Source organism: Ruegeria sp. CG4, from assembly GCF_056537185.1.
Genome location: NZ_JBQFRB010000001.1, coordinates 694025 through 711498, shown reverse-complemented (window position 1 = coordinate 711498; position 17474 = coordinate 694025). Strand labels below are relative to the sequence as shown.

The 17474-nt window shown below is 59.7% G+C and carries 20 protein-coding genes; 13 read left to right on the top strand and 7 right to left on the bottom strand.

The window, feature by feature from the left end:
* The first annotated feature begins 16 nt into the window (after positions 1–16).
* Complete coding sequence (locus ACR0J2_RS03490; protein WP_480811675.1) at positions 17–919, top strand: EamA family transporter; 903 nt, start codon at positions 17–19, stop codon at positions 917–919.
* Here ACR0J2_RS03490 and ACR0J2_RS03485 read toward each other — a convergent pair.
* The 3 genes from ACR0J2_RS03485 to ACR0J2_RS03475 form a co-directional block, all read right to left on the bottom strand.
* A complete protein-coding gene (locus ACR0J2_RS03485; RefSeq protein WP_480811674.1) occupies positions 916–2265 on the bottom strand; it encodes a DEAD/DEAH box helicase in 1350 nt (449 codons plus the stop codon). The genes ACR0J2_RS03490 and ACR0J2_RS03485 overlap by 4 nt on opposite strands.
* Before the next feature lie 184 nt (positions 2266–2449).
* A complete protein-coding gene (locus tag ACR0J2_RS03480; RefSeq protein WP_480811673.1) occupies positions 2450–3388 on the bottom strand; it encodes a glycosyltransferase family 2 protein in 939 nt (312 codons plus the stop codon).
* 49 nt (positions 3389–3437) lie between these two features.
* A complete protein-coding gene (locus tag ACR0J2_RS03475) occupies positions 3438–5045 on the bottom strand; it encodes a peptide chain release factor 3 (protein WP_480811672.1) in 1608 nt (535 codons plus the stop codon).
* A 109-nt stretch (positions 5046–5154) separates the two neighbouring features.
* Between ACR0J2_RS03475 and ACR0J2_RS03470 the strand changes: the two genes are divergently transcribed.
* The 8 genes from ACR0J2_RS03470 (at position 5155) to ACR0J2_RS03435 (ending at position 12585) form a co-directional block, all read left to right on the top strand.
* Positions 5155–5517, top strand: a complete 363-nt coding sequence (locus tag ACR0J2_RS03470; RefSeq protein ID WP_480811671.1) for a SnoaL-like domain-containing protein — start codon at positions 5155–5157, stop codon at positions 5515–5517.
* Positions 5518–5590: 73 nt separating this feature from the next.
* On the top strand, positions 5591–6370 hold the full coding sequence (locus ACR0J2_RS03465) for an SDR family oxidoreductase (RefSeq protein ID WP_480812023.1): 780 nt from the start codon (positions 5591–5593) through the stop codon (positions 6368–6370).
* Between the two features lie 2 nt (positions 6371–6372).
* Entirely contained in the window at positions 6373–7485 is a 1113-nt protein-coding gene (locus ACR0J2_RS03460) for a hypothetical protein (RefSeq protein ID WP_480811670.1), read from the top strand.
* Between the two features lie 106 nt (positions 7486–7591).
* Entirely contained in the window at positions 7592–8638 is a 1047-nt protein-coding gene (locus ACR0J2_RS03455; protein ID WP_480812022.1) for a methyltransferase domain-containing protein, read from the top strand.
* Between the two features lie 80 nt (positions 8639–8718).
* Positions 8719–9807, top strand: coding sequence for an ABC transporter ATP-binding protein (locus ACR0J2_RS03450; protein ID WP_480811669.1), 1089 nt, complete (start codon positions 8719–8721; stop codon positions 9805–9807).
* A gap of 121 nt (positions 9808–9928) precedes the next feature.
* Complete coding sequence (gene surE / locus ACR0J2_RS03445) at positions 9929–10711, top strand: 5'/3'-nucleotidase SurE (RefSeq protein WP_480811668.1); 783 nt, start codon at positions 9929–9931, stop codon at positions 10709–10711.
* On the top strand, positions 10708–11358 hold the full coding sequence (locus ACR0J2_RS03440; protein ID WP_170610670.1) for a protein-L-isoaspartate(D-aspartate) O-methyltransferase: 651 nt from the start codon (positions 10708–10710) through the stop codon (positions 11356–11358). The genes surE and ACR0J2_RS03440 overlap by 4 nt, the downstream gene beginning before the upstream one ends.
* Positions 11359–11421: 63 nt before the next feature.
* Positions 11422–12585, top strand: a complete 1164-nt coding sequence (locus ACR0J2_RS03435) for a peptidoglycan DD-metalloendopeptidase family protein (protein ID WP_480811667.1) — start codon at positions 11422–11424, stop codon at positions 12583–12585.
* Positions 12586–12646: 61 nt separating this feature from the next.
* On the opposite strand, the gene ACR0J2_RS03430 is transcribed toward ACR0J2_RS03435, so the two are convergent.
* Positions 12647–13318: a helix-turn-helix transcriptional regulator gene (locus tag ACR0J2_RS03430; protein ID WP_480811666.1), complete on the bottom strand. Its 672-nt coding sequence runs from the start codon at positions 13316–13318 to the stop codon at positions 12647–12649.
* A 21-nt stretch (positions 13319–13339) separates the two neighbouring features.
* A complete protein-coding gene (locus ACR0J2_RS03425) occupies positions 13340–13645 on the bottom strand; it encodes a hypothetical protein (RefSeq protein ID WP_170610676.1) in 306 nt (101 codons plus the stop codon).
* A 219-nt stretch (positions 13646–13864) separates the two neighbouring features.
* Here ACR0J2_RS03425 and ACR0J2_RS03420 point away from each other — a divergent pair, with 219 nt between their 5' ends.
* The 4 genes from ACR0J2_RS03420 (at position 13865) to ACR0J2_RS03405 (ending at position 16377) form a co-directional block, all read left to right on the top strand.
* The gene (locus ACR0J2_RS03420) at positions 13865–14080 is read left to right on the top strand and encodes a twin-arginine translocase TatA/TatE family subunit (protein WP_170610679.1); all 216 of its coding nucleotides are present in this window, start codon (positions 13865–13867) and stop codon (positions 14078–14080) included.
* A gap of 6 nt (positions 14081–14086) precedes the next feature.
* Entirely contained in the window at positions 14087–14545 is a 459-nt protein-coding gene (gene tatB / locus ACR0J2_RS03415) for a Sec-independent protein translocase protein TatB (protein ID WP_170610681.1), read from the top strand.
* Complete coding sequence (gene tatC / locus ACR0J2_RS03410; RefSeq protein ID WP_170677401.1) at positions 14542–15417, top strand: twin-arginine translocase subunit TatC; 876 nt, start codon at positions 14542–14544, stop codon at positions 15415–15417. The genes tatB and tatC overlap by 4 nt, the downstream gene beginning before the upstream one ends.
* 117 nt (positions 15418–15534) lie before the next feature.
* Positions 15535–16377, top strand: coding sequence for an ATP-binding protein (locus ACR0J2_RS03405; protein WP_480811665.1), 843 nt, complete (start codon positions 15535–15537; stop codon positions 16375–16377).
* A 61-nt stretch (positions 16378–16438) separates the two neighbouring features.
* Here the strand turns inward: ACR0J2_RS03405 and ACR0J2_RS03400 are convergent, their stop codons facing one another.
* Positions 16439–17083: an SDR family NAD(P)-dependent oxidoreductase gene (locus ACR0J2_RS03400; protein WP_480811664.1), complete on the bottom strand. Its 645-nt coding sequence runs from the start codon at positions 17081–17083 to the stop codon at positions 16439–16441.
* A gap of 42 nt (positions 17084–17125) precedes the next feature.
* The gene (locus tag ACR0J2_RS03395) at positions 17126–17374 is read right to left on the bottom strand and encodes a hypothetical protein (protein WP_170610692.1); all 249 of its coding nucleotides are present in this window, start codon (positions 17372–17374) and stop codon (positions 17126–17128) included.
* Positions 17375–17474 lie beyond the last annotated feature (100 nt).

Here is a 17474-nt window from a genome sequence, read left to right as displayed (position 1 = left end):
GGACAAAAGGGAAGCCATGAGCCTATGGATTCCCGTCACTGTTGCGGCCGCTGCGTTTCAGACCGTGCGGTTCATGCTGCAAAAATCGCTGAGCCGCGTGCAACTGAGTGCGGCAGGCGCCACATTCGCGCGGTTTGCCTATTCGATGCCGCTGGCCGTCATCGGCCTGATCGTTGCCATGCAATCGACCGGTTTTGCACTGCCACATTTATCCGCGAAGTTCTGGATGTTTGCGGTTCTTGGCGGGACCACTCAGATTCTGGCGACGATCTGCGTCGTAGCTCTGTTCAAACAGCGCAATTTTGCTGTGGGTATCACCTTTAAGAAAACCGAAGTGATTCAGACGGCTATCGTCGGTTTCCTGATCCTCGGCGATCAGGTTTCATCAGGGGCATTAATTGCCATCCTGCTGGGTTTGGCGGCGGTGTTCTTGTTGTCCAAAACACCGGGCGGCGACGGAGAGTGGTGGCGCCACCTGACCAACAAGGCGTCCCAACTGGGGTTGGGATCCGGCGTGCTTTTTGCCTTTTCGTCAGTCAGTTATCGCGGTGCATCGATGCAATTGGGCGATCTGGATGCGTGGTTCCGCGCGCTGGTCACGCTGGCCGCCGTGATCATGTTTCAGTTCCTCAGCATGGGACTGTGGCTGCTATGGCGTGACCGGGCCGAATTGCGGGCCGTTTGGGACACCCGGCGAACCGGTGTTTTTGTCGGGCTGACCAGCTTGTGTGGTTCGTTCTGCTGGTTCTTTGCGTTCACGCTGCAAAATGCGGCCTACGTCAAAGCGTTGGGGCAGGTGGAATTGATCCTCAGCCTGCTGGCTTCGTTGCTGTTTTTCCGCGAAACCATCACCCGGCGTGAGATCGCCGGGATGTCTTTGCTTGGAATATCAATTCTGGCGTTGGTGCTGGCGATCTAGCCCGTGCGACGCTCATCAAAGCTGAGGGCGATAAAGCTTGGCAGGTGATCGCCCATGCCCACGACTGATGGGCCGTTGTCCTCGTGACGGTTGCGCCCGCGGGGTTTGGGTTCTTTTTCCCGCTTGCCTTCACTTTTTCGGCCTTCGGAAGATCTGGATTTCTTCTCGGGCTTCGGGGTGTCCGGTTTGGGTTCATCCTTGACCGGGTTGTCGATGCGCGGAATATCCTTCTGGATCAGTTTTTCAATCGCATCCAGTGCCTTTTCATCGCGGCCCGAGCAGATCGTGATGGCCTTGCCCTCACGCCCGGCGCGGCCTGTGCGGCCAATGCGGTGGACGTAATCCTCGGCATGGCCCGGTACGTCGAAATTGAACACATGGCTGACCGATGGAATATCCAAGCCGCGTGCCGCCACGTCCGAGGCGACCAGCAGGCGCAGAGAGCCGTCGCGGAAACCGTCCAGTGTTTTCATCCGTTGCGACTGGTCCAGATCGCCATGGATGGCGGCGGCATTGTAGCCGTATTTCTTTAGCGATTTCGCGCAGATATCCACATCTGTCTTGCGGTTACAGAAGATGATCGCGTTGGTGCATTTGTCGCCTTCGGAGTCGATCAGCGCGCGCAGAACCTTGCGTTTGTTGCTGGCTTCACGGTCGCGGCGACCACCTTTGAACATGACCACGCTCTGCTCGATGGTCTCGGACGCAGTGGCCTGACGGGCAACCTCAATCCGTGCGGGGGCAGACAGGAAAGTGTCGGTAATCCGTTCGATCTCGGACGCCATGGTGGCCGAGAAGAACAGGGTCTGCCGGGTGAACGGCGTCAGCGAGAAGATGCGTTCGATATCGGGGATGAATCCCATGTCCAGCATCCGGTCGGCTTCGTCTACCACCATGATCTGCACCCCGGTCAGCAACAGCTTGCCGCGTTCGAAATGGTCCAGCAGGCGGCCCGGCGTGGCGATCAGAACATCGACCCCCCGGTCAATCAGCGCTTCCTGCTCCTTGAAGCTGACACCGCCGATTAGCAGCGCCTTAGTCAGTTTCAGGTGCTTGGAATAGGTGTCGAAGTTTTCCGCCACCTGAGCGGCCAGTTCCCGGGTCGGGCACAGCACCAGCGAGCGCGGCATACGTGCACGCGCGCGGCCACGAGCCAGCAGGGTGATCATCGGCAGGGTAAAGCTGGCGGTTTTGCCAGTACCGGTCTGGGCGATCCCCAACACATCGCGGCCCTCAAGCGCAGGTGGAATCGCGCCTTCCTGGATCGGAGTGGGTGTTTCGTATCCGGCTTCCTCAATAGCCTTGAGGACCTTCGGGTTCAGGTTCAGTTCGTTAAACTTTGTCATATATGTCCGGTTCATGCGGACACTTGACCTGGCCCGCGCGTCTGTAAAATGCCGGGCCCGGATGGCCATGCGCCCGATGCGCATTTCGGCTTGGGCGGGACATAACAAAATCGTAACACCAGGTCAAATGAAGAGCGGTTAATCTGGAGGCGCCAAAGGCGTGTATTCAGTTTTCCGCAACAATTCAATTGGTTCCGGGAAAGTGTTTCGCGACTTTTGCGTCCAGATCAAGGGGACGATGCCGGATCATGCCGTGATCTTCCAGCCGGGTGCGTGTCGCGGGGTCTGCGCCGCTCATCTCGTCAAAAAAACGGCGCAGCCCATCCACGCCATCTTCTGCTTCGATCATGCCCAGAAGTTCATTCATGTTCACGCCGCCACGTTCGCGCGCGACATTCGGCGACATGCCGGGCTGATAGGATCCGCGTGCGATCCGGAACGGATAGTGGGCCAGCCAGTGTTCCCAATCGGGCGCATGGCGGTGGCAAAGGTCCATGCCGTCCAGTTCCACGCAATCGCGCAGAATTTCCCCGTTTTGAAACAGGTTGTGGATGCGAAAGTTGATCTTCGACATGCCGGTACGAACGAACAGCTTGCCCTGGATGTGGCTGAGGAAACCGCCCAGAACAAAAGCGCCGTAGGTGGGATAAAGGGTTTGCACCAGCGTGTCGCGGCCCCGGCCTTTGGGAATAAAGGCCTTGTACAGATCTTTGCCGGTCGCCAGCGCCTCGATCGGGCGGGTGCGGGCGGCGGGAATGTCATCTGGAACCTGCGCCAGCAGGTCTGGAACCGGGCGTTTCGGCCAAAGGAACTCGTCCAGGTCGATATGGGCCAGCCAGTTCAGGTCTGTCTTGCGGTACGTGTAGGTGGCGTTTGCTGTCTGGCGCACCTGGTGTTTGTCCGGGCGGTCCCGCTTTCGCCTTTCCCAGAATGCGGCGTTACAGACCCACACGTCTATCTTTGGATGGGCCCGGAGGGCTTCGAAAGCCTGCGGATTGGGTTCGTCCAGAAAAAGGTACATCCGGTCAAGCCCCAGATCGAGGTGATAGGCCGCAAATCCGAGGATATCCGGAGCCGGACCCCGAATTGTGGACACAATGCCCCAGGTTGGTTTTCTTGCCATGCCGTGCCCGGTTTCGCCTTCTTGCCTGCAGGTTAGAGCAGGCAAGGGCTCAGGTCATCATCTCTTTGGTCGCCGTCAGGTTCAGCGTCGGATAGTCGCGGACGACCCGGTCGATGTCCCATTGCAAGCGGGTCAGATAGACAATGTCACCATCGTGGTCATGGGCGATGTGCTGCTTGTTGGCATTCACGAACTTTTCAACTTCGGGCTTGTCGCCGCTGACCCAGCGGGCACTGGTGAACTGCGACGCCTCGAAACGCACAGGCAGGCCATATTCCATCTCGATTCGGCTGGCGAGGACTTCGAATTGCAGCGCGCCAACGACGCCTACGATGAAACCTGAGCCGATCGAGGGTTTGAACACCTTGGCCGCGCCTTCTTCGGCAAACTGCATCAGAGCCTTTTCAAGGTGCTTCGCCTTCATCGGGTCGCCTGCGCGAACACCTTGTAACAACTCCGGAGCGAACGATGGGATGCCGGTCACGCGCAGCGCTTCGCCTTCTGTAAGCGTGTCGCCGATGCGAAGTTGGCCGTGGTTCGGAATGCCGATGATGTCCCCAGCCCAGGCTTCTTCCGCCAATTCGCGGTCGGAGGCCAGGAACAGGACGGGGTTCGAGATCGCCATCGGTTTTTTCGATCGCACATGCGTCAGCTTCATGCCGCGCTTGAAATGGCCAGAAGCCATGCGCACGAACGCCACACGGTCGCGGTGCTTTGGGTCCATATTGGCCTGCACCTTGAAAACGAAGCCTGCGACCTTCTTTTCGTCGGGTGCGATCTGGCGCGGTTCAGCGGACTGAACCTGCGGCTGCGGTCCGTAAGCGCCGATGCCCTCCATCAGTTCCTTAACGCCGAACGAGTTGATCGCCGAGCCGAACCAAATCGGGGTCATGTGGCCTTCCAGTACCGCCTGCGGGTCCAGGGCGGGCAGCAGTTCGCGCGCCATTTCGACCTCCTCCAGCAGCTTTTCCAGCAAGTGTTCGGGCACATGCTCGGCCAGTTTGGGGTCGTCCAACCCGTTGATCTCAATGCTTTCGGCCACCTTGTTGCGGTCGGCCCGGTCCATCAGTTCCAGCCGGTCGCGCAGCATGTCGTAGCAGCCGATAAAGTCGCGCCCGACACCGATAGGCCACGCGGCGGGCGTGACGTCGATGGCCAGCATTTCCTGAATTTCGTCGATAATCTCGAACGTATCGCGGCTTTCGCGGTCCATCTTGTTACAGTAGGTCAGGATTGGCAGATCGCGCAGGCGACAGACCTCGAACAGTTTCTGCGTCTGGCTTTCCACGCCCTTTGCGCCGTCGATGACCATCACGGCGGCGTCCACGGCTGTCAGGGTGCGATAGGTATCCTCTGAGAAGTCCGAGTGACCGGGCGTGTCGACCAGATTGAACCGAAAGTTCCCATAATCGAACGACATTGCCGAGGCGGAAACCGAGATACCACGATCCTTCTCCATCTGCATGAAGTCCGAACGCGTCCGCCGCGCCTCACCCTTGGCGCGCACCTGGCCAGCCATCTGAATTGCACCCCCATACAACAGGAACTTTTCAGTCAGCGTTGTTTTGCCCGCATCCGGGTGCGAGATGATGGCAAATGTCCGGCGCCGGGCAATCTCGGGCGGCAATACGGGTTGGTTCGAGGCGGTATCAAGCATGAGCGCGCGTATAGGCGTGGAATCCTGCCGAGGCAAGACAAAGGGGCTGGTTCGAATCATACCGTTGTGGCAACAAGAACATATAGTGAACAAATTGCGGAGAAGATCGATGAATTTGAAAGAGATTGCCGACGAACTGGTTGCCGGTTGCCGCGAAAACCGGGCCAAGGAGAATTTGGAGAAGCTCTATGCGCAGGATGCTGTTTCGGTCGAAGCGCATGAAATGGAAGGCATGGACCGTGAAACCCATGGCCGCGATGCGATCCGGGGCAAGCATGAATGGTGGGAAAGCGCGCATGAGGTGTCTGGCGCATCCGTCAGCGATCCGTTCCCGCACGGCGACGACCGTTTTGCCGTGATCTTTGAAGTGCAGGGCACCGTCAAGGAAAGCGGTGAAAGCTTCGACATGAAAGAGGTAGGCATCTATCACGTCGCCAATGGAAAGATCGTGCGCGAAGAGTTCTTTTACTGACGCGCTTTGACTTCTGGTCTTCCCTGTCTGGCCGGTGCTAGACATGCAGGCAACAACAGATGGGGAGGATCGGATGGATCTGGGAATACGTGGAAAACGCGCACTTGTCTGTGCCAGCAGCAAGGGTTTGGGTCTTGGCTGTGCCGAAGCCCTGGCCGCAGCCGGTGTCGATCTGGTGATGAACGCACGCGGGGTGGACGCTTTGGAAGCCGAAGCCGCCCGGTTGAGGACGGAACATGGCGTCGACGTGCAGACGGTGGCCTGCGACGTGACCTCGGTCGAGGGGCAAAGCCAGGTGATAGACGCCGCGCAGGGTGTTGATATTCTTGTGACAAATGCCGGTGGACCACCGCCCGGATTGTGGTCTGACTGGGATCGGGATGATTTTATCAAGGCGCTGGACGGCAACATGCTGACGCCGATTGCGTTCATGAAGGCACTGCTGCCGGGAATGATGGACAAGGGCTGGGGCCGGGTGGTGAATATCACCTCGCAATCGGTGCGCGCGCCGATCCCGGCGCTGGGTTTGTCGAACGCGGCGCGGACCGGACTGACGGGCTATGTAGCCGGGACGTCCCGACAGGTGGCCCCGAGCGGGGTTACCATCAACAATCTGCTGCCGGGTATTCACGCCACGGATCGCGCGGTGTCGCTGGACGGCGGCGTGGCGACGCAGAAGGGGATTTCAATGGATGAGGCGCGCGCGGAACGCGAGGCGACCATTCCTGCCCGGCGATATGGCACGCGGCAGGAATTCGGCGCGGCATGTGCATTTTTGTGCTCGCAACATGCCGGGTTCATCGTTGGACAGAACATCCTGCTGGATGGCGGCGGCACCAATCTGACGATGTGAGCATGGCGCAGGGGTTTTCACTTAAGGACCAATTGTTCAACGCGGAAAAAACCAGCTATCTTGCGGGTTTATTCTCTGCTTCTGATGCTGGTTTTGACGCACCTGCCTTTCAGGCGCGTGTCATGCAGCGGTTGCCAGAACTTGAGTTGAAAGAGCGGATGGCCTGGATTGCCGAGTGCCTGCAACATGCAGCTCCCGGTGAATTGCCTGATGTGGCCCCGGTGATCCTGCGTGCGCTGCCGCCGCCTCTGGATCCGGACAAGACCGATGATGATTTCGGAGATTTCATCTTTGCGCCATTGGGCGATTGGGTGGTGTCGGCAGGGCTGAACCACCCCGATCTGGCACTGGATATACTTGAGGAACTGACGCAGCGGTTCTCGATGGAATGGGCGATCAGACCGTTTTTGAATGCCCACCCGGATCTTGTGATCGAAAGGATGCAGGATTGGTGCGTGCATTCCAGCTATCACGTGCGTCGTCTGGTCAGTGAAGGCACGCGGCCTCGATTACCTTGGGGGCAGGCGGTGGGGTTGGAGTTGAGCGATCCGGTGCCACTGCTTGACAGATTGCACGGCGACAACACGCGATATGTCACGCGGTCTGTGGCGAACCATCTGAACGATATCACCAAAACGGACCCGGATCTGGCTCTGGATCGATTGCAGATCTGGCAGGCGGACAGCCGACAGAACGCTGACGAGCTAAGCTGGATGACCTCTCATGCCCTGCGCGGGCTGGTGAAATCGGGCCATGCAAGGGCGATGAAGATGCTGGGTTATGATCCCGATGCCGAACTGATCGTTGCGGTTGACCTGCATGGGGATTCCCGGATTGGTGAGGCGCTGGAGTTTTCAGTTGATCTGAGAGGTTCAGGCGATCAGCCAGTATTGGTTGATTATATCATTCATTTTCAGAGGCCTGGCGGAAAGGTTTCACCCAAGGTTCACAAGCTGAAGCAGTCCGTTCTGCGCGATGGCACACTGAGACTGGCCAAGAAACACAAGCTAAAAGGCGATGCCACCACCTTTCGGTTGGTGCCGGGCATGCACCGGTTGGAGATTCAGGTGAATGGTAAAATACGCGCCGGTGTGGATTTCGAACTGCTTGGCTGAGACGGCAAGAAGCTCTCACGCTTTTGTCAGAATGGCGGTCGCCTGATTGCGCGCCAGCCGGTCTTGCACTAGCTGCTGAACAGTGGCTGAGGAAAGGATTCCGGTGATGAAGCATGAGGCGGTGCAGAACTATTATGGCGAAGTCCTGCAAGGCAGTTCGGATTTGCAGACCAACGCATGCTGCACGCCCGATGACATGCCGGATCATCTGAAGAAGATTCTGTCCCGGGTGCATGACGAGGTGCTGACACGGTACTACGGCTGCGGCTTGATTGCGCCGCTGGACCTGGAAGGAATGTCGATCCTCGATCTGGGGTGCGGTGCGGGCCGTGACGTTTATGCGTTGTCCGCCATGGTCGGCGAAAAGGGCCGCGTCGTTGGCGTGGACATGACACCGGAACAGCTGGACGTCGCGCGGGCGCATCAGGACTATCACGCGAATGCGTTCGGATATGCCGCCAGCAATGTGGAATTCCATCACGGCTACATCGAAAAGCTGGACGAACTGAATCTTGAGCCCGGATCGTTCGACATCATCGTGTCCAACTGCGTTATTAATCTGGCCACCGACAAGGATGCTGTTCTGCGTGGCGCGCATCGGCTGCTGAAAGAGGGCGGCGAGATGTATTTCTCGGACGTGTACGCTGACCGCCGTGTTCCTGCCGCCATGGCTGAGGATGAGGTTCTGTATGGCGAGTGCCTGTCCGGGGCATTGTACTGGAACGACTTCCTGTCAATGTCGCGCAAGGCAGGGTTTGGTGATCCGCGCCGGGTGACGCATCGTCCGCTGACCATTGAAAATCCGGTTCTGGAAGAGCGCGTCGCGCCGCTGAAATTTCTTTCGGCCACCTACCGGTTGTTCAAGCTGCCTGATCTGGAACCTGCCTGCGAGGATTACGGTCAGGCCGTGATCTACAAGGGCACCATTCCCAACGCGCCGCATCTGTTTGAGCTGGACGACCACCATGCCATAGAAACCGGCAAGGTTTTCCCGGTTTGCGGCAACACCTGGATGATGCTGAACGACACGCGCTTTGCACGGCATTTCCAGTTCATTGGTGATTTCTCGAACCACTATGGCATCTTCGAAGGTTGCGGGGGCGAAAGTCCGTTCGAAGCCACAGGAGAAGCCGCCTCTGGTGGATGCTGCTGATCCCTTGCGCCTGAGGGGCGGGATTGTTATCCCCGCCCAAGCCCGATGAATTTGATCGGGAAAGGCAACGGGGTTCATCGGTGACAGTAGAGAAAACTCCTCCTCCTCGTCTGGAGATTCGCAATCTGGTCGCGCGCTATGACGGTCAGGTCGTGGTGGATAACGTCTCGCTGACGGTGCAGGCAGGGCAGGTAACATGTCTGCTGGGACCGTCCGGCTGTGGTAAGTCCACCACGCTGCGCATGATTGCCGGGGTCGAGATGCAGGACTCGGGCGAGATCTACGTCGATGGCAAGCTGATCTGCGACACGGTTTTCCGTGTCCCGCCGGAACGGCGCGAGATCGGGTTGATGTTCCAGGATTTTGCCCTGTTTCCCCATCTGAGCGTGGCGGACAACGTTGCGTTCGGTCTGAAAGGCCGGAAAGAGGAAAAACGCGCCCGGGTCGAGGAACTGCTGACCAAGGTCGATCTGATGCGGTTCATCGATGGGTATCCGCATCACCTGTCAGGTGGTGAGCAGCAACGCGTGGCGCTGGCCCGCGCGCTGGCACCGCGCCCGCGCATCATGTTGATGGACGAGCCTTTTTCGGGCCTCGACAATCGTTTGCGCGATGGCATCCGAGATGAGACGCTGGCCATCCTCAAGGAAGAAGACGCGGCGGTGGTGCTTGTAACGCACGAGCCCGAAGAGGCGATGCGTATGGCCGATGAGATTGCCCTGATGCGCCGCGGCAAGATCATACAACAGGGCGCGCCGTATAACGTGTATACGCGTCCGGCAGACAAGGCGGCTGTTGCTTTTTTCAGCGATGTCAACGTGTTGCGTTCGCAGGTGAACGGAGCTTTGGCGGAAACGCCTTTCGGGCAGTTTCTGGCGCCGGGTGTCCCGGATGGCACCGATGTCGAGATAGTGTTTCGACCACAGCATGTGCGACTGGACTTCGACCGGGGCGGCAAGGGGCCGCTGCCGACGCACACGGATGGGGTTGCTGCGCGTGGGGTGGTGCAGCGCGCGCGCTTTCTGGGCAATGAAAGCCTTGTCGAGTTTGAGATGGATCATGATGGCTCGACCCTAAAAGCCACTGTTCCGAATGTTTTTGTACCCAGCCCGGGTCGGGTCATGTGGCTGACGGTTCGCCGCAACCGGTGTTTCGTATTCCCGGTCTGAGGGGCTATGGCTCAGTTTAGTGCCAAGTGGTGCGTGAAAGCCGCAGATTGCGGACGTGCATTGCTTGCCGCAGCGTGGGGCTGGGTCTATCAAGGGCGAAACGCGGGGGTAATTCGGGCACATGCGTATTCTTCTGACCAACGATGACGGCATCAATGCGCCGGGATTGATCACGCTTGAGGCGATTGCAGCCGAACTGGCAGGGCCAGGCGGAGAGGTCTGGGTCGTTGCCCCGGCCTTCGAACAGTCCGGCGTTGGTCATTGCATCAGCTATACCCATCCCATGATGATCGCCAAAATGGGCGAGCGTCGCTTTGCCGCCGAAGGCTCGCCCGCTGACTGCGTTCTTGCGGGCCTGCATGATGTGATGAAGAACCAGCAGCCCGATCTGGTTTTGTCCGGCGTCAACCGGGGCAACAACTCGGCCGAGAACACGCTGTATTCCGGGACCATCGGCGGCGCGATGGAGGCGGCATTACAGGGCGTGCCTGCGATTGCCATGTCGCAATATTTTGGCCCCCGGAATCTGGGCCTCGAGGATCCGTTCGAGGCCGCTGGCCGGTTCGGCGCGGATCTTGTCCGGCGCATTCTGGATGCGACACCGCAAGAGCAGGGCGATTACCGGTTGTTCTACAACGTGAATTTCCCACCAGTGCCTGCGAATGAGGTGTTGGGCACCCGTGTCGCATCACAGGGGTATCGCCGGGACACATGCTTTTCGGTAGAACCCCACAGTTCGCCCTCGGGGCGGCGGTTCTTGTGGATCAAGGGCGGGTATCAGCATAACCCGACCGCTCCGGGGACCGACGCGGCGGTCAATCTGGAAGGCTACATCTCGGTCACGCCGATGCGGGCGGACCTGACGGCGCATGATACGCTGGAGGCGCTGAAGGCGATCGAATGAGTGGACTGAACCCTGAAACAACCATGCAGTTTCTGTTCGCCCTGCGTAAACGCGGGGTGACGGATGCGCGCGTTCTGGCGGCGATGGAACAGATCGACCGGGGCCGCTTCGTCAAGGGCCTGTTCGCGGAACGCGCCTATGAGGATACACCCCTGCCGATTGCATGTGGTCAGACGATCAGCCAGCCGTCGGTCGTGGGGCTTATGACGCAGGCGCTCGAGGTTCGACCAAGGGACACGGTTCTGGAGATCGGAACCGGCTCGGGCTACCAGGCGGCGATCCTGGCAAAGCTGGCGCGCCGGGTCTACACGGTTGAACGCCACAAGCGCCTGGTGCGCGAAACCGGTGAGTTGTTTCGTGAACTGGGCCTGACAAATGTGACGGCCATGCTGTCGGATGGATCGTATGGTTTGCCCGAACAGGCCCCGTTCGATCGGATCATTGTGACCGCCGCTGCGGAAGACCCGCCCGGGCCGCTCTTGGCGCAGCTTAAAATCGGCGGTATTATGGTGTTGCCGGTGGGCCAGTCGGATGCGGTTCAGACTTTGATCCGGGTCAGGCGGACCGAAACCGGGCTGGACTATGATGAATTGTTGCCTGTCCGTTTTGTGCCCTTGCTGGAAGGGCTTGGGAAGGATGGGGCGTAGTTGATATTTCCGAACTATGCGCCGGAACCCCGGAAAACAGGGGCAGGCGTTGAGGACAGCATGATGAGAGCAGTTTCCAAATCAGCAATGCGCCGTTGCGCCCTTGGAGCGACGGCATTGGTAATTCTTGCCGGGTGCGAGGGGCCATTGGACTATGACCTGCGGGGCAATGTAGGCGGATTTTCGACCGCCGATGCGGCGCTGGCGGCCACGGGCAATCGTCCGGCTCCTGACGCGCGTGGGGTCATCACCTATCCCAACTATCAGGTCGCGGTGGCCCGCGGCGGCGATACCGTCAATGACGTGGCCGCACGTGTTGGGCTGCCTCCGGCGGAACTAGCCCGGTTCAACGGTTTGAATGTCACTGACCCTCTGCGCGATGGCGAAGTTCTGGCGCTGCCGCGTTCGGTCGGCGGCGGCAGCAACGTCGATATTGCAGCCCTGGCCGGGTCCGCCATTGATGAGGCTCCCGAGAGCGGGGGTGTTCAGACCACGACATTGGAGCCGGCAAAGCCTGTATCACCCACACCTGCACCGGTGGGGCCCGAACCGGTTCGGCACAAGGTCAAGCGTGGGGAAACGGCCTATACCATTTCGCGTTTGTATCAGGTGCCGGTGGAGTCCCTGGCGGAGTGGAACGGTCTTGGGTCCGATTTCACTGTGCGCGAGGGCCAGTACCTGCTGATCCCGGTCAAGGATCAGCCAGCGCCACGCAGGTCCGCGGCAGCGGCCACTACTGCAACGAATGTCACGCAGCCGGGGCAGGGATCTCCGACGCCGACACCCCCCAGTGCCACGCAGCCCTTGCCGGACGAAGAGGTTGCGCCATTGGCCGAAGCGCCTGATGTGACGGCGGAAGCGCCGACAAACATCAGCACCGCCGCCTTGTCCTTGCCGGTCAGCGGGACGATCATCCGCACGTTCGACAAGAACAAAAACAAGGGGATCGACATCGCCTCGAGTGCGGGGGCGCCGGTCAAGGCAGCTGATGCCGGGACTGTGGCTGCTGTGACGGAGGACGCAAATCAGGTTCCGATCGTACTGGTGAAGCACAGCAATGATCTGGTCACGATTTATGCCAATGTTGCCGACGTTGCCGTCAAGAAAGGCGACAGGGTCCGGAGAGGACAGCAAATCGCGGCCCTGCGGGGCGGTGACGAGGCCTATGTGCATTTCGAGGTGCGGCAGGGGTTCGAAGCCGTCGATCCCGAACCTTATCTCAAGTGACGGAAATGGCCCGTTCCGGGCCATGCCTCCGGCGGGAGTATTTTGAAAAAGATGAAGCCTGTTAGCTGTGCGGGTCGTAGTCGCTGAGCCTTTTGCCGGGTTCGTCGGGGAAGATCTCGGGCATTGGTGTGACTGCCTCGGTCAGATCGATACGGAAGACGCGGAAACCGTCTCGCAGCTCGCACCAGGCAGTGAGGGTCCATACTCGGCCCCAGTATTCCATGTGCAGCGGGCGGATCACGCGATCGGTCAGGACGCCGTCGATGCGGCGGTAGGACAGGCGCAGTTTCTGGCGGGATTTGATTGCGGCGCGGATCGGGGCCATATGCGCCAGTCCGCGCGCGGCGTCGGCAAAGGGGTAGACGGCGAACTTCCAGCTGTCGGCTTCGGCCACGACCTGAGTGGGCAGCACGGCGTCGATTTTGTCGGCCAGTGATTCAGCAGCGGATTTAAGGTCGGGATCAGCCGCCTCGGCCACAATCGCCATGCCGAGGTTCAGCGCCTCGAGTTCAGCGGGCGTCAGGTTCAACGGTGGCAGGGTGATCTGCTCGCGCACCATATAGCCGACGCCGCGTTCGCCCTCGACCGGAACGCCCGAGGCGACCAGCGTGTCCATGTCGCGATAAATGGTGCGGACCGACACCTCGAGCCGGTCCGCAATGTCCTGCGCGCGGTGCAGTTTGCCGTCGCGCAGGATCTGGATGATGTCGAACAGGCGGTCAGAGCGGCGCATGACGCACCGTCCTGACCTGCCTCAGGCGGTCATGTTCCATAACACATTCTCGTGGCGCATCTGGATGCTTTCGGGGTTGATGGCAGCCATCAGGCCCGCGCAAAAATCCTGCTGCGGGAACTGCGCTGCGGCATCCTTGGCCGCCTTCATGTCTGTCCAGATCACGTAATCCGTCCAGCGGCCATCCTCACCCTGGCTCAGTTGGCGATGGGCAAATCCGGGGGCCGCGCGGACAAATGCCTCGGACGCCTGGCTGAGTTTCACGAACTCTTCCGGGGTGGTTCCGTTAGCAAGGGTAAAGGTGACGATTTCAGCAACATGGGTCATTTGATTCTCCGTTGACCAGGTTTCAATGCCCTCTGCCTAGCCCTTTGCAACTGACATAAACCTGTCAGTTAAGAATTGCGAGTCCGCAAAAAACGCGCCACCGGTTCACATTTATGCGCGGAATTGACCTGCCTCACTTTTGCAGAGCGCTTTGCAGGCGTAGACACGGACCCAGTTCACATTTCCGGCGCGTGGCGCCGACGTAAGAGGAGAAAAGACATGCTCAACAATATCGGTCTTCCCGGCCTTCTGCTGATTGCCGTCGTGGTGCTGGTGCTGTTTGGCCGCGGCAAAATCAGCTCGCTTATGGGCGAAGTGGGCAAAGGCATCACCGCGTTCAAGAAAGGCGTCAAGGACGGAACGGAAGAGATTGAACAGGACGCGTCCGAGCTGGCCAAGGATGTCACGCCCGAGACCGAGAAAGACAAGGTCTAAGCGCGGATGTTTGATCTGGGCTGGACCGAGCTTCTTGTCATCGGCATCGTTGCGCTGATCGTGGTGGGGCCCAAAGACCTGCCGGTTCTGTTTCGCAATGTCGGTCGATTCGTCGGCAAGGCGCGCGGAATGGCGCGTGAGTTTTCCAGCGCCATGAACGAAGCGGCGGACCAGGCAGGTGTGAACGAGATCAAGAAGGGTCTGAATGCCGCTGCCAATCCTGTCAACACCGCCATGGACGGGGTAAAGCAGGCCGCGCAGGATATGGCCAAAAGCATGGATCCGACCAAGTTCGACCCGGACAGCGAAACCGGCAAACTGGCCGCGGAACGGGCGGAACAGGCCAAGAAGATCCAGGCCGCAACGGCTCGCGCCGCCGCCGACCGCAAGGCGAAAGAAGCCGCAGACGCGTTGGCCAAGGCAGAAGAGGCCGAAGCGGCGCTGAACACTGAAAGCAAGACATGACCAAGACCGACGAGATCGAAGATACCTCGGCCCCATTGATCGAGCATCTGGCGGAGCTGCGCACACGGTTGATCCATTGCGTGGTGGCGTTTCTGATCGGTATGATCATCTGCTTTACGGTGGCCACGCCGATCTTCAACTTTCTGACGCAGCCACTGTGCGAGGTACTGACCGAGCGTGGACAGGATTGCGGGCTGATTTTCATATCGCCGCAGGAAGGGTTCTTTGTCGCCATCAAGGTCTCGTTGCTGGGCGGTTTCATGCTGGCTTTTCCCTATATCGGGATGCAGATGTGGCGGTTCGTGGCGCCCGGCCTTTATCGGTCGGAAAAGAACGCCTTTCTGCCATTCATGCTGGCGTCGCCCTTCATGTTTCTGCTGGGGGCAAGCTTTGCCTTCTACGTGGTCACGCCTTTGGCCTATGACTTTTTCCTGGGCTTCCAGCAATTCGGAGCGGAAGGCGAAGCGGTGGCCGACGGAACAAACGCAGCGCCGCTGAGTGTGGTGTTCCAGGGCTCAGCGCAGGAATACCTGAACCTGACGATCAAGTTCATCGTGGCCTTTGGCCTGTGCTTCCAGTTGCCGGTTTTGTTGACCCTGATGGGCAAGGCCGGGCTGGTCAGCGCCGAAGGGCTGGGAGCGGTACGCAAATACGCGGTCGTTGGCATTCTGGTGCTGGCCGCCATCGTGACACCGCCGGACGTGATCACCCAGATCATCCTGTTCGTCGTGGTCTACGGGCTGTACGAGATTTCGATATTCCTGGTGGCTCGGGTCGAGAAAAAGCGCGAAGAGCAATTGCGTGCCGATGGCTACTATGACGACGAAGAAGAAGCAGACGAAGAGATCGTACAGGAAGAAGACGCTAGGTAAATCTGCTGAATGAAATGGATAAGGCGCGCCGGTTTCTGGCGCGCCTTTTTCGTGCCCGGCCCTTGTTGCGTCCGGGCGAACATGGTTTGACACAGGCAGAGATGACCGGAGGAGCCGATGGACGACCTAGCCCTGAACCGTATCGCCGACGCGCTGGAGCGTATGGTACCTGCACCGCTGGCCGCGCCCGATTTCGCCGTGGCATCGGCATTTGTCTGGCATGTTGAGCCGGATCGCCTGACGCCGGTCGAGCAGGTCAACAGGGTCGATCTGGATCTGCTGGTGGGGATCAACCGCTCTCGCGACACGCTTCTGGACAACACGCGCCGTTTCGCTGCCGGGTTCAAGGCCAACAACGCCTTGCTGTGGGGCGCGCGGGGAATGGGGAAATCCAGCCTCGTCAAAGCTGTGCATGGCACCTTGCAGCATGAGCATCCAGACCTCAAGCTGGTGGAATTGCAGCGCGAGGACATGGGCTCGGTCGCGCGTCTTCTGAACCATCTGCGGGCCGCGCCTTACCGGTTCATTCTGTTCTGCGACGACCTGTCGTTCAGCCATGATGACCAACACTACAAGTCGCTGAAGGCGGTGCTGGATGGTGGTATCGAGGGCCGCCCCGAGAACGTGGTGTTCTATGCCACCTCGAACCGTCGCCATTTGATGCCACGTGACATGATCGAGAACGAACGCTCAAGCGCCATCAACCCTTCCGAAGCGGTCGAGGAAAAGGTTTCCCTGTCGGACCGGTTCGGCCTGTGGCTGGGTTTCCATCCCTGCGATCAGGATGAGTATCTGGCGATGATCGACCGTTACTGCGCCGCTTACGGCGTTTCGGTCGATGCTCATACCCTTCGGGCCGAAGCCATTGAATGGCAGGCCACGCGTGGCGCAAGGTCCGGTCGCGTGGCCTGGCAGTTCTTCGTCGATCTGGCCGGGCGCAACGGCGTTCATATCGCCTGACCCGCTCGCTTCATCTGGCCAAAAATATCCCCGCCGGAGGCATGGCCCGTCAGGGCCATTCCTATAGCAGCGCCAGAATACGCGCGGCCTCGTCCGCTGTGCTGGTCAAGGCTTCGCGGTCTTCACCGGGATGGAAGCGGGCGCGCACGGCGGTTGGCATTGGCGCAGGTTCCACGATAGAAACCCGCGGTCCTGTCCGCTCGGTCTCGGCCGCCCAGCTGCGGGCCAGCGCCATTTGCGCGGCCTTGGTTGCGCCGTAGATGCCGTAGAACTTCTCGCCCGCCTTGGGGTCGTCAAAGAACACGGCGTGGCCGGTTTCGCCCAGCAGTGGCGCGATATACGGGATCAGCACCGAGGTTGCGTTGGCGTTGGTATTCACCGCCTTGGTCCATTCCTTGGGGTCGATGAAATGCGCAGGTGTCAGGGCCGAGGTGTGGATTGCGGTGTGCAGCCAAAGATCGACCTTGCCCCAGCGGTCGTGAATGCCCCGGCACAGGGTCGCCATGGCGTTAGGATCGGCAATATCCATCGGCGCCAGAGTGGCGCTGCCGCCCTTGGCCTTGATGCGGTCGTCCAGTTCCTCAAGCCCGCCCGTGGTGCGGGCAACGGCAACAATGTGGTGTTCGGGTGCCAACGCTTCGGCCAGAGCGGCACCCAGCCCGCGCGAGGCCCCGGTGATGAGGGCGATTTTGGTCTGATCAGTCATGGTTGCGGTTTGGACCCGTGCGCGCAGGGCGTCAAGTCGCGATCACGAGCCGGGAATGGCAATCCGGTGCGTTTGGCCGCTTTGTCGCAGCATGACGCCGTCTTCATCAATCGCAACAATAGTGCCCGAAGCCACTCGGCTGCCGGTCTTGACTTCTTTTACGCGGCCCGAAGACATCCGCATCAATGCGCGCATATTCGTAGAGGGGCCAAAGACCCCAAGGAGGGAAACAGACCCCTTTTTCAGCGCACCTTTCTGGGTGGCTGCGGCCTTCACTTTGGAGTTCGACATAAGTTCTGGCCGGGCAGGGCCCGGTCCCTGTTATCGGGTGGTGGTTGGCTTGCGCCTACCAAATGCGTTCGACGAACAAAAGCCCGGTCGTACGTGGCGA

What these genes read in the sequence shown, in the direction of transcription:
- ACR0J2_RS03400 (WP_480811664.1), bottom strand. Translation starts at nt 17,083, where the DNA reads ATGACTGATCAGACCAAAATCGCCCTCATCACCGGGGCCTCGCGCGGG.
- ACR0J2_RS03460 (WP_480811670.1), top strand. Translation starts at nt 6,373, where the DNA reads ATGGCGCAGGGGTTTTCACTTAAGGACCAATTGTTCAACGCGGAAAAA.
- ACR0J2_RS03440 (WP_170610670.1), top strand. Translation starts at nt 10,708, where the DNA reads ATGAGTGGACTGAACCCTGAAACAACCATGCAGTTTCTGTTCGCCCTG.
- ACR0J2_RS03485 (WP_480811674.1), bottom strand. Translation starts at nt 2,265, where the DNA reads ATGACAAAGTTTAACGAACTGAACCTGAACCCGAAGGTCCTCAAGGCT.
- ACR0J2_RS03425 (WP_170610676.1), bottom strand. Translation starts at nt 13,645, where the DNA reads ATGACCCATGTTGCTGAAATCGTCACCTTTACCCTTGCTAACGGAACC.
- ACR0J2_RS03475 (WP_480811672.1), bottom strand. Translation starts at nt 5,045, where the DNA reads ATGCTTGATACCGCCTCGAACCAACCCGTATTGCCGCCCGAGATTGCC.
- tatC (WP_170677401.1), top strand. Translation starts at nt 14,542, where the DNA reads ATGACCAAGACCGACGAGATCGAAGATACCTCGGCCCCATTGATCGAG.
- tatB (WP_170610681.1), top strand. Translation starts at nt 14,087, where the DNA reads ATGTTTGATCTGGGCTGGACCGAGCTTCTTGTCATCGGCATCGTTGCG.
- ACR0J2_RS03420 (WP_170610679.1), top strand. Translation starts at nt 13,865, where the DNA reads ATGCTCAACAATATCGGTCTTCCCGGCCTTCTGCTGATTGCCGTCGTG.
- ACR0J2_RS03435 (WP_480811667.1), top strand. Translation starts at nt 11,422, where the DNA reads ATGAGAGCAGTTTCCAAATCAGCAATGCGCCGTTGCGCCCTTGGAGCG.
- ACR0J2_RS03490 (WP_480811675.1), top strand. Translation starts at nt 17, where the DNA reads ATGAGCCTATGGATTCCCGTCACTGTTGCGGCCGCTGCGTTTCAGACC.
- ACR0J2_RS03465 (WP_480812023.1), top strand. Translation starts at nt 5,591, where the DNA reads ATGGATCTGGGAATACGTGGAAAACGCGCACTTGTCTGTGCCAGCAGC.
- ACR0J2_RS03470 (WP_480811671.1), top strand. Translation starts at nt 5,155, where the DNA reads ATGAATTTGAAAGAGATTGCCGACGAACTGGTTGCCGGTTGCCGCGAA.
- ACR0J2_RS03405 (WP_480811665.1), top strand. Translation starts at nt 15,535, where the DNA reads ATGGACGACCTAGCCCTGAACCGTATCGCCGACGCGCTGGAGCGTATG.
- ACR0J2_RS03395 (WP_170610692.1), bottom strand. Translation starts at nt 17,374, where the DNA reads ATGTCGAACTCCAAAGTGAAGGCCGCAGCCACCCAGAAAGGTGCGCTG.
- ACR0J2_RS03455 (WP_480812022.1), top strand. Translation starts at nt 7,592, where the DNA reads ATGAAGCATGAGGCGGTGCAGAACTATTATGGCGAAGTCCTGCAAGGC.
- surE (WP_480811668.1), top strand. Translation starts at nt 9,929, where the DNA reads ATGCGTATTCTTCTGACCAACGATGACGGCATCAATGCGCCGGGATTG.
- ACR0J2_RS03480 (WP_480811673.1), bottom strand. Translation starts at nt 3,388, where the DNA reads ATGGCAAGAAAACCAACCTGGGGCATTGTGTCCACAATTCGGGGTCCG.
- ACR0J2_RS03430 (WP_480811666.1), bottom strand. Translation starts at nt 13,318, where the DNA reads ATGCGCCGCTCTGACCGCCTGTTCGACATCATCCAGATCCTGCGCGAC.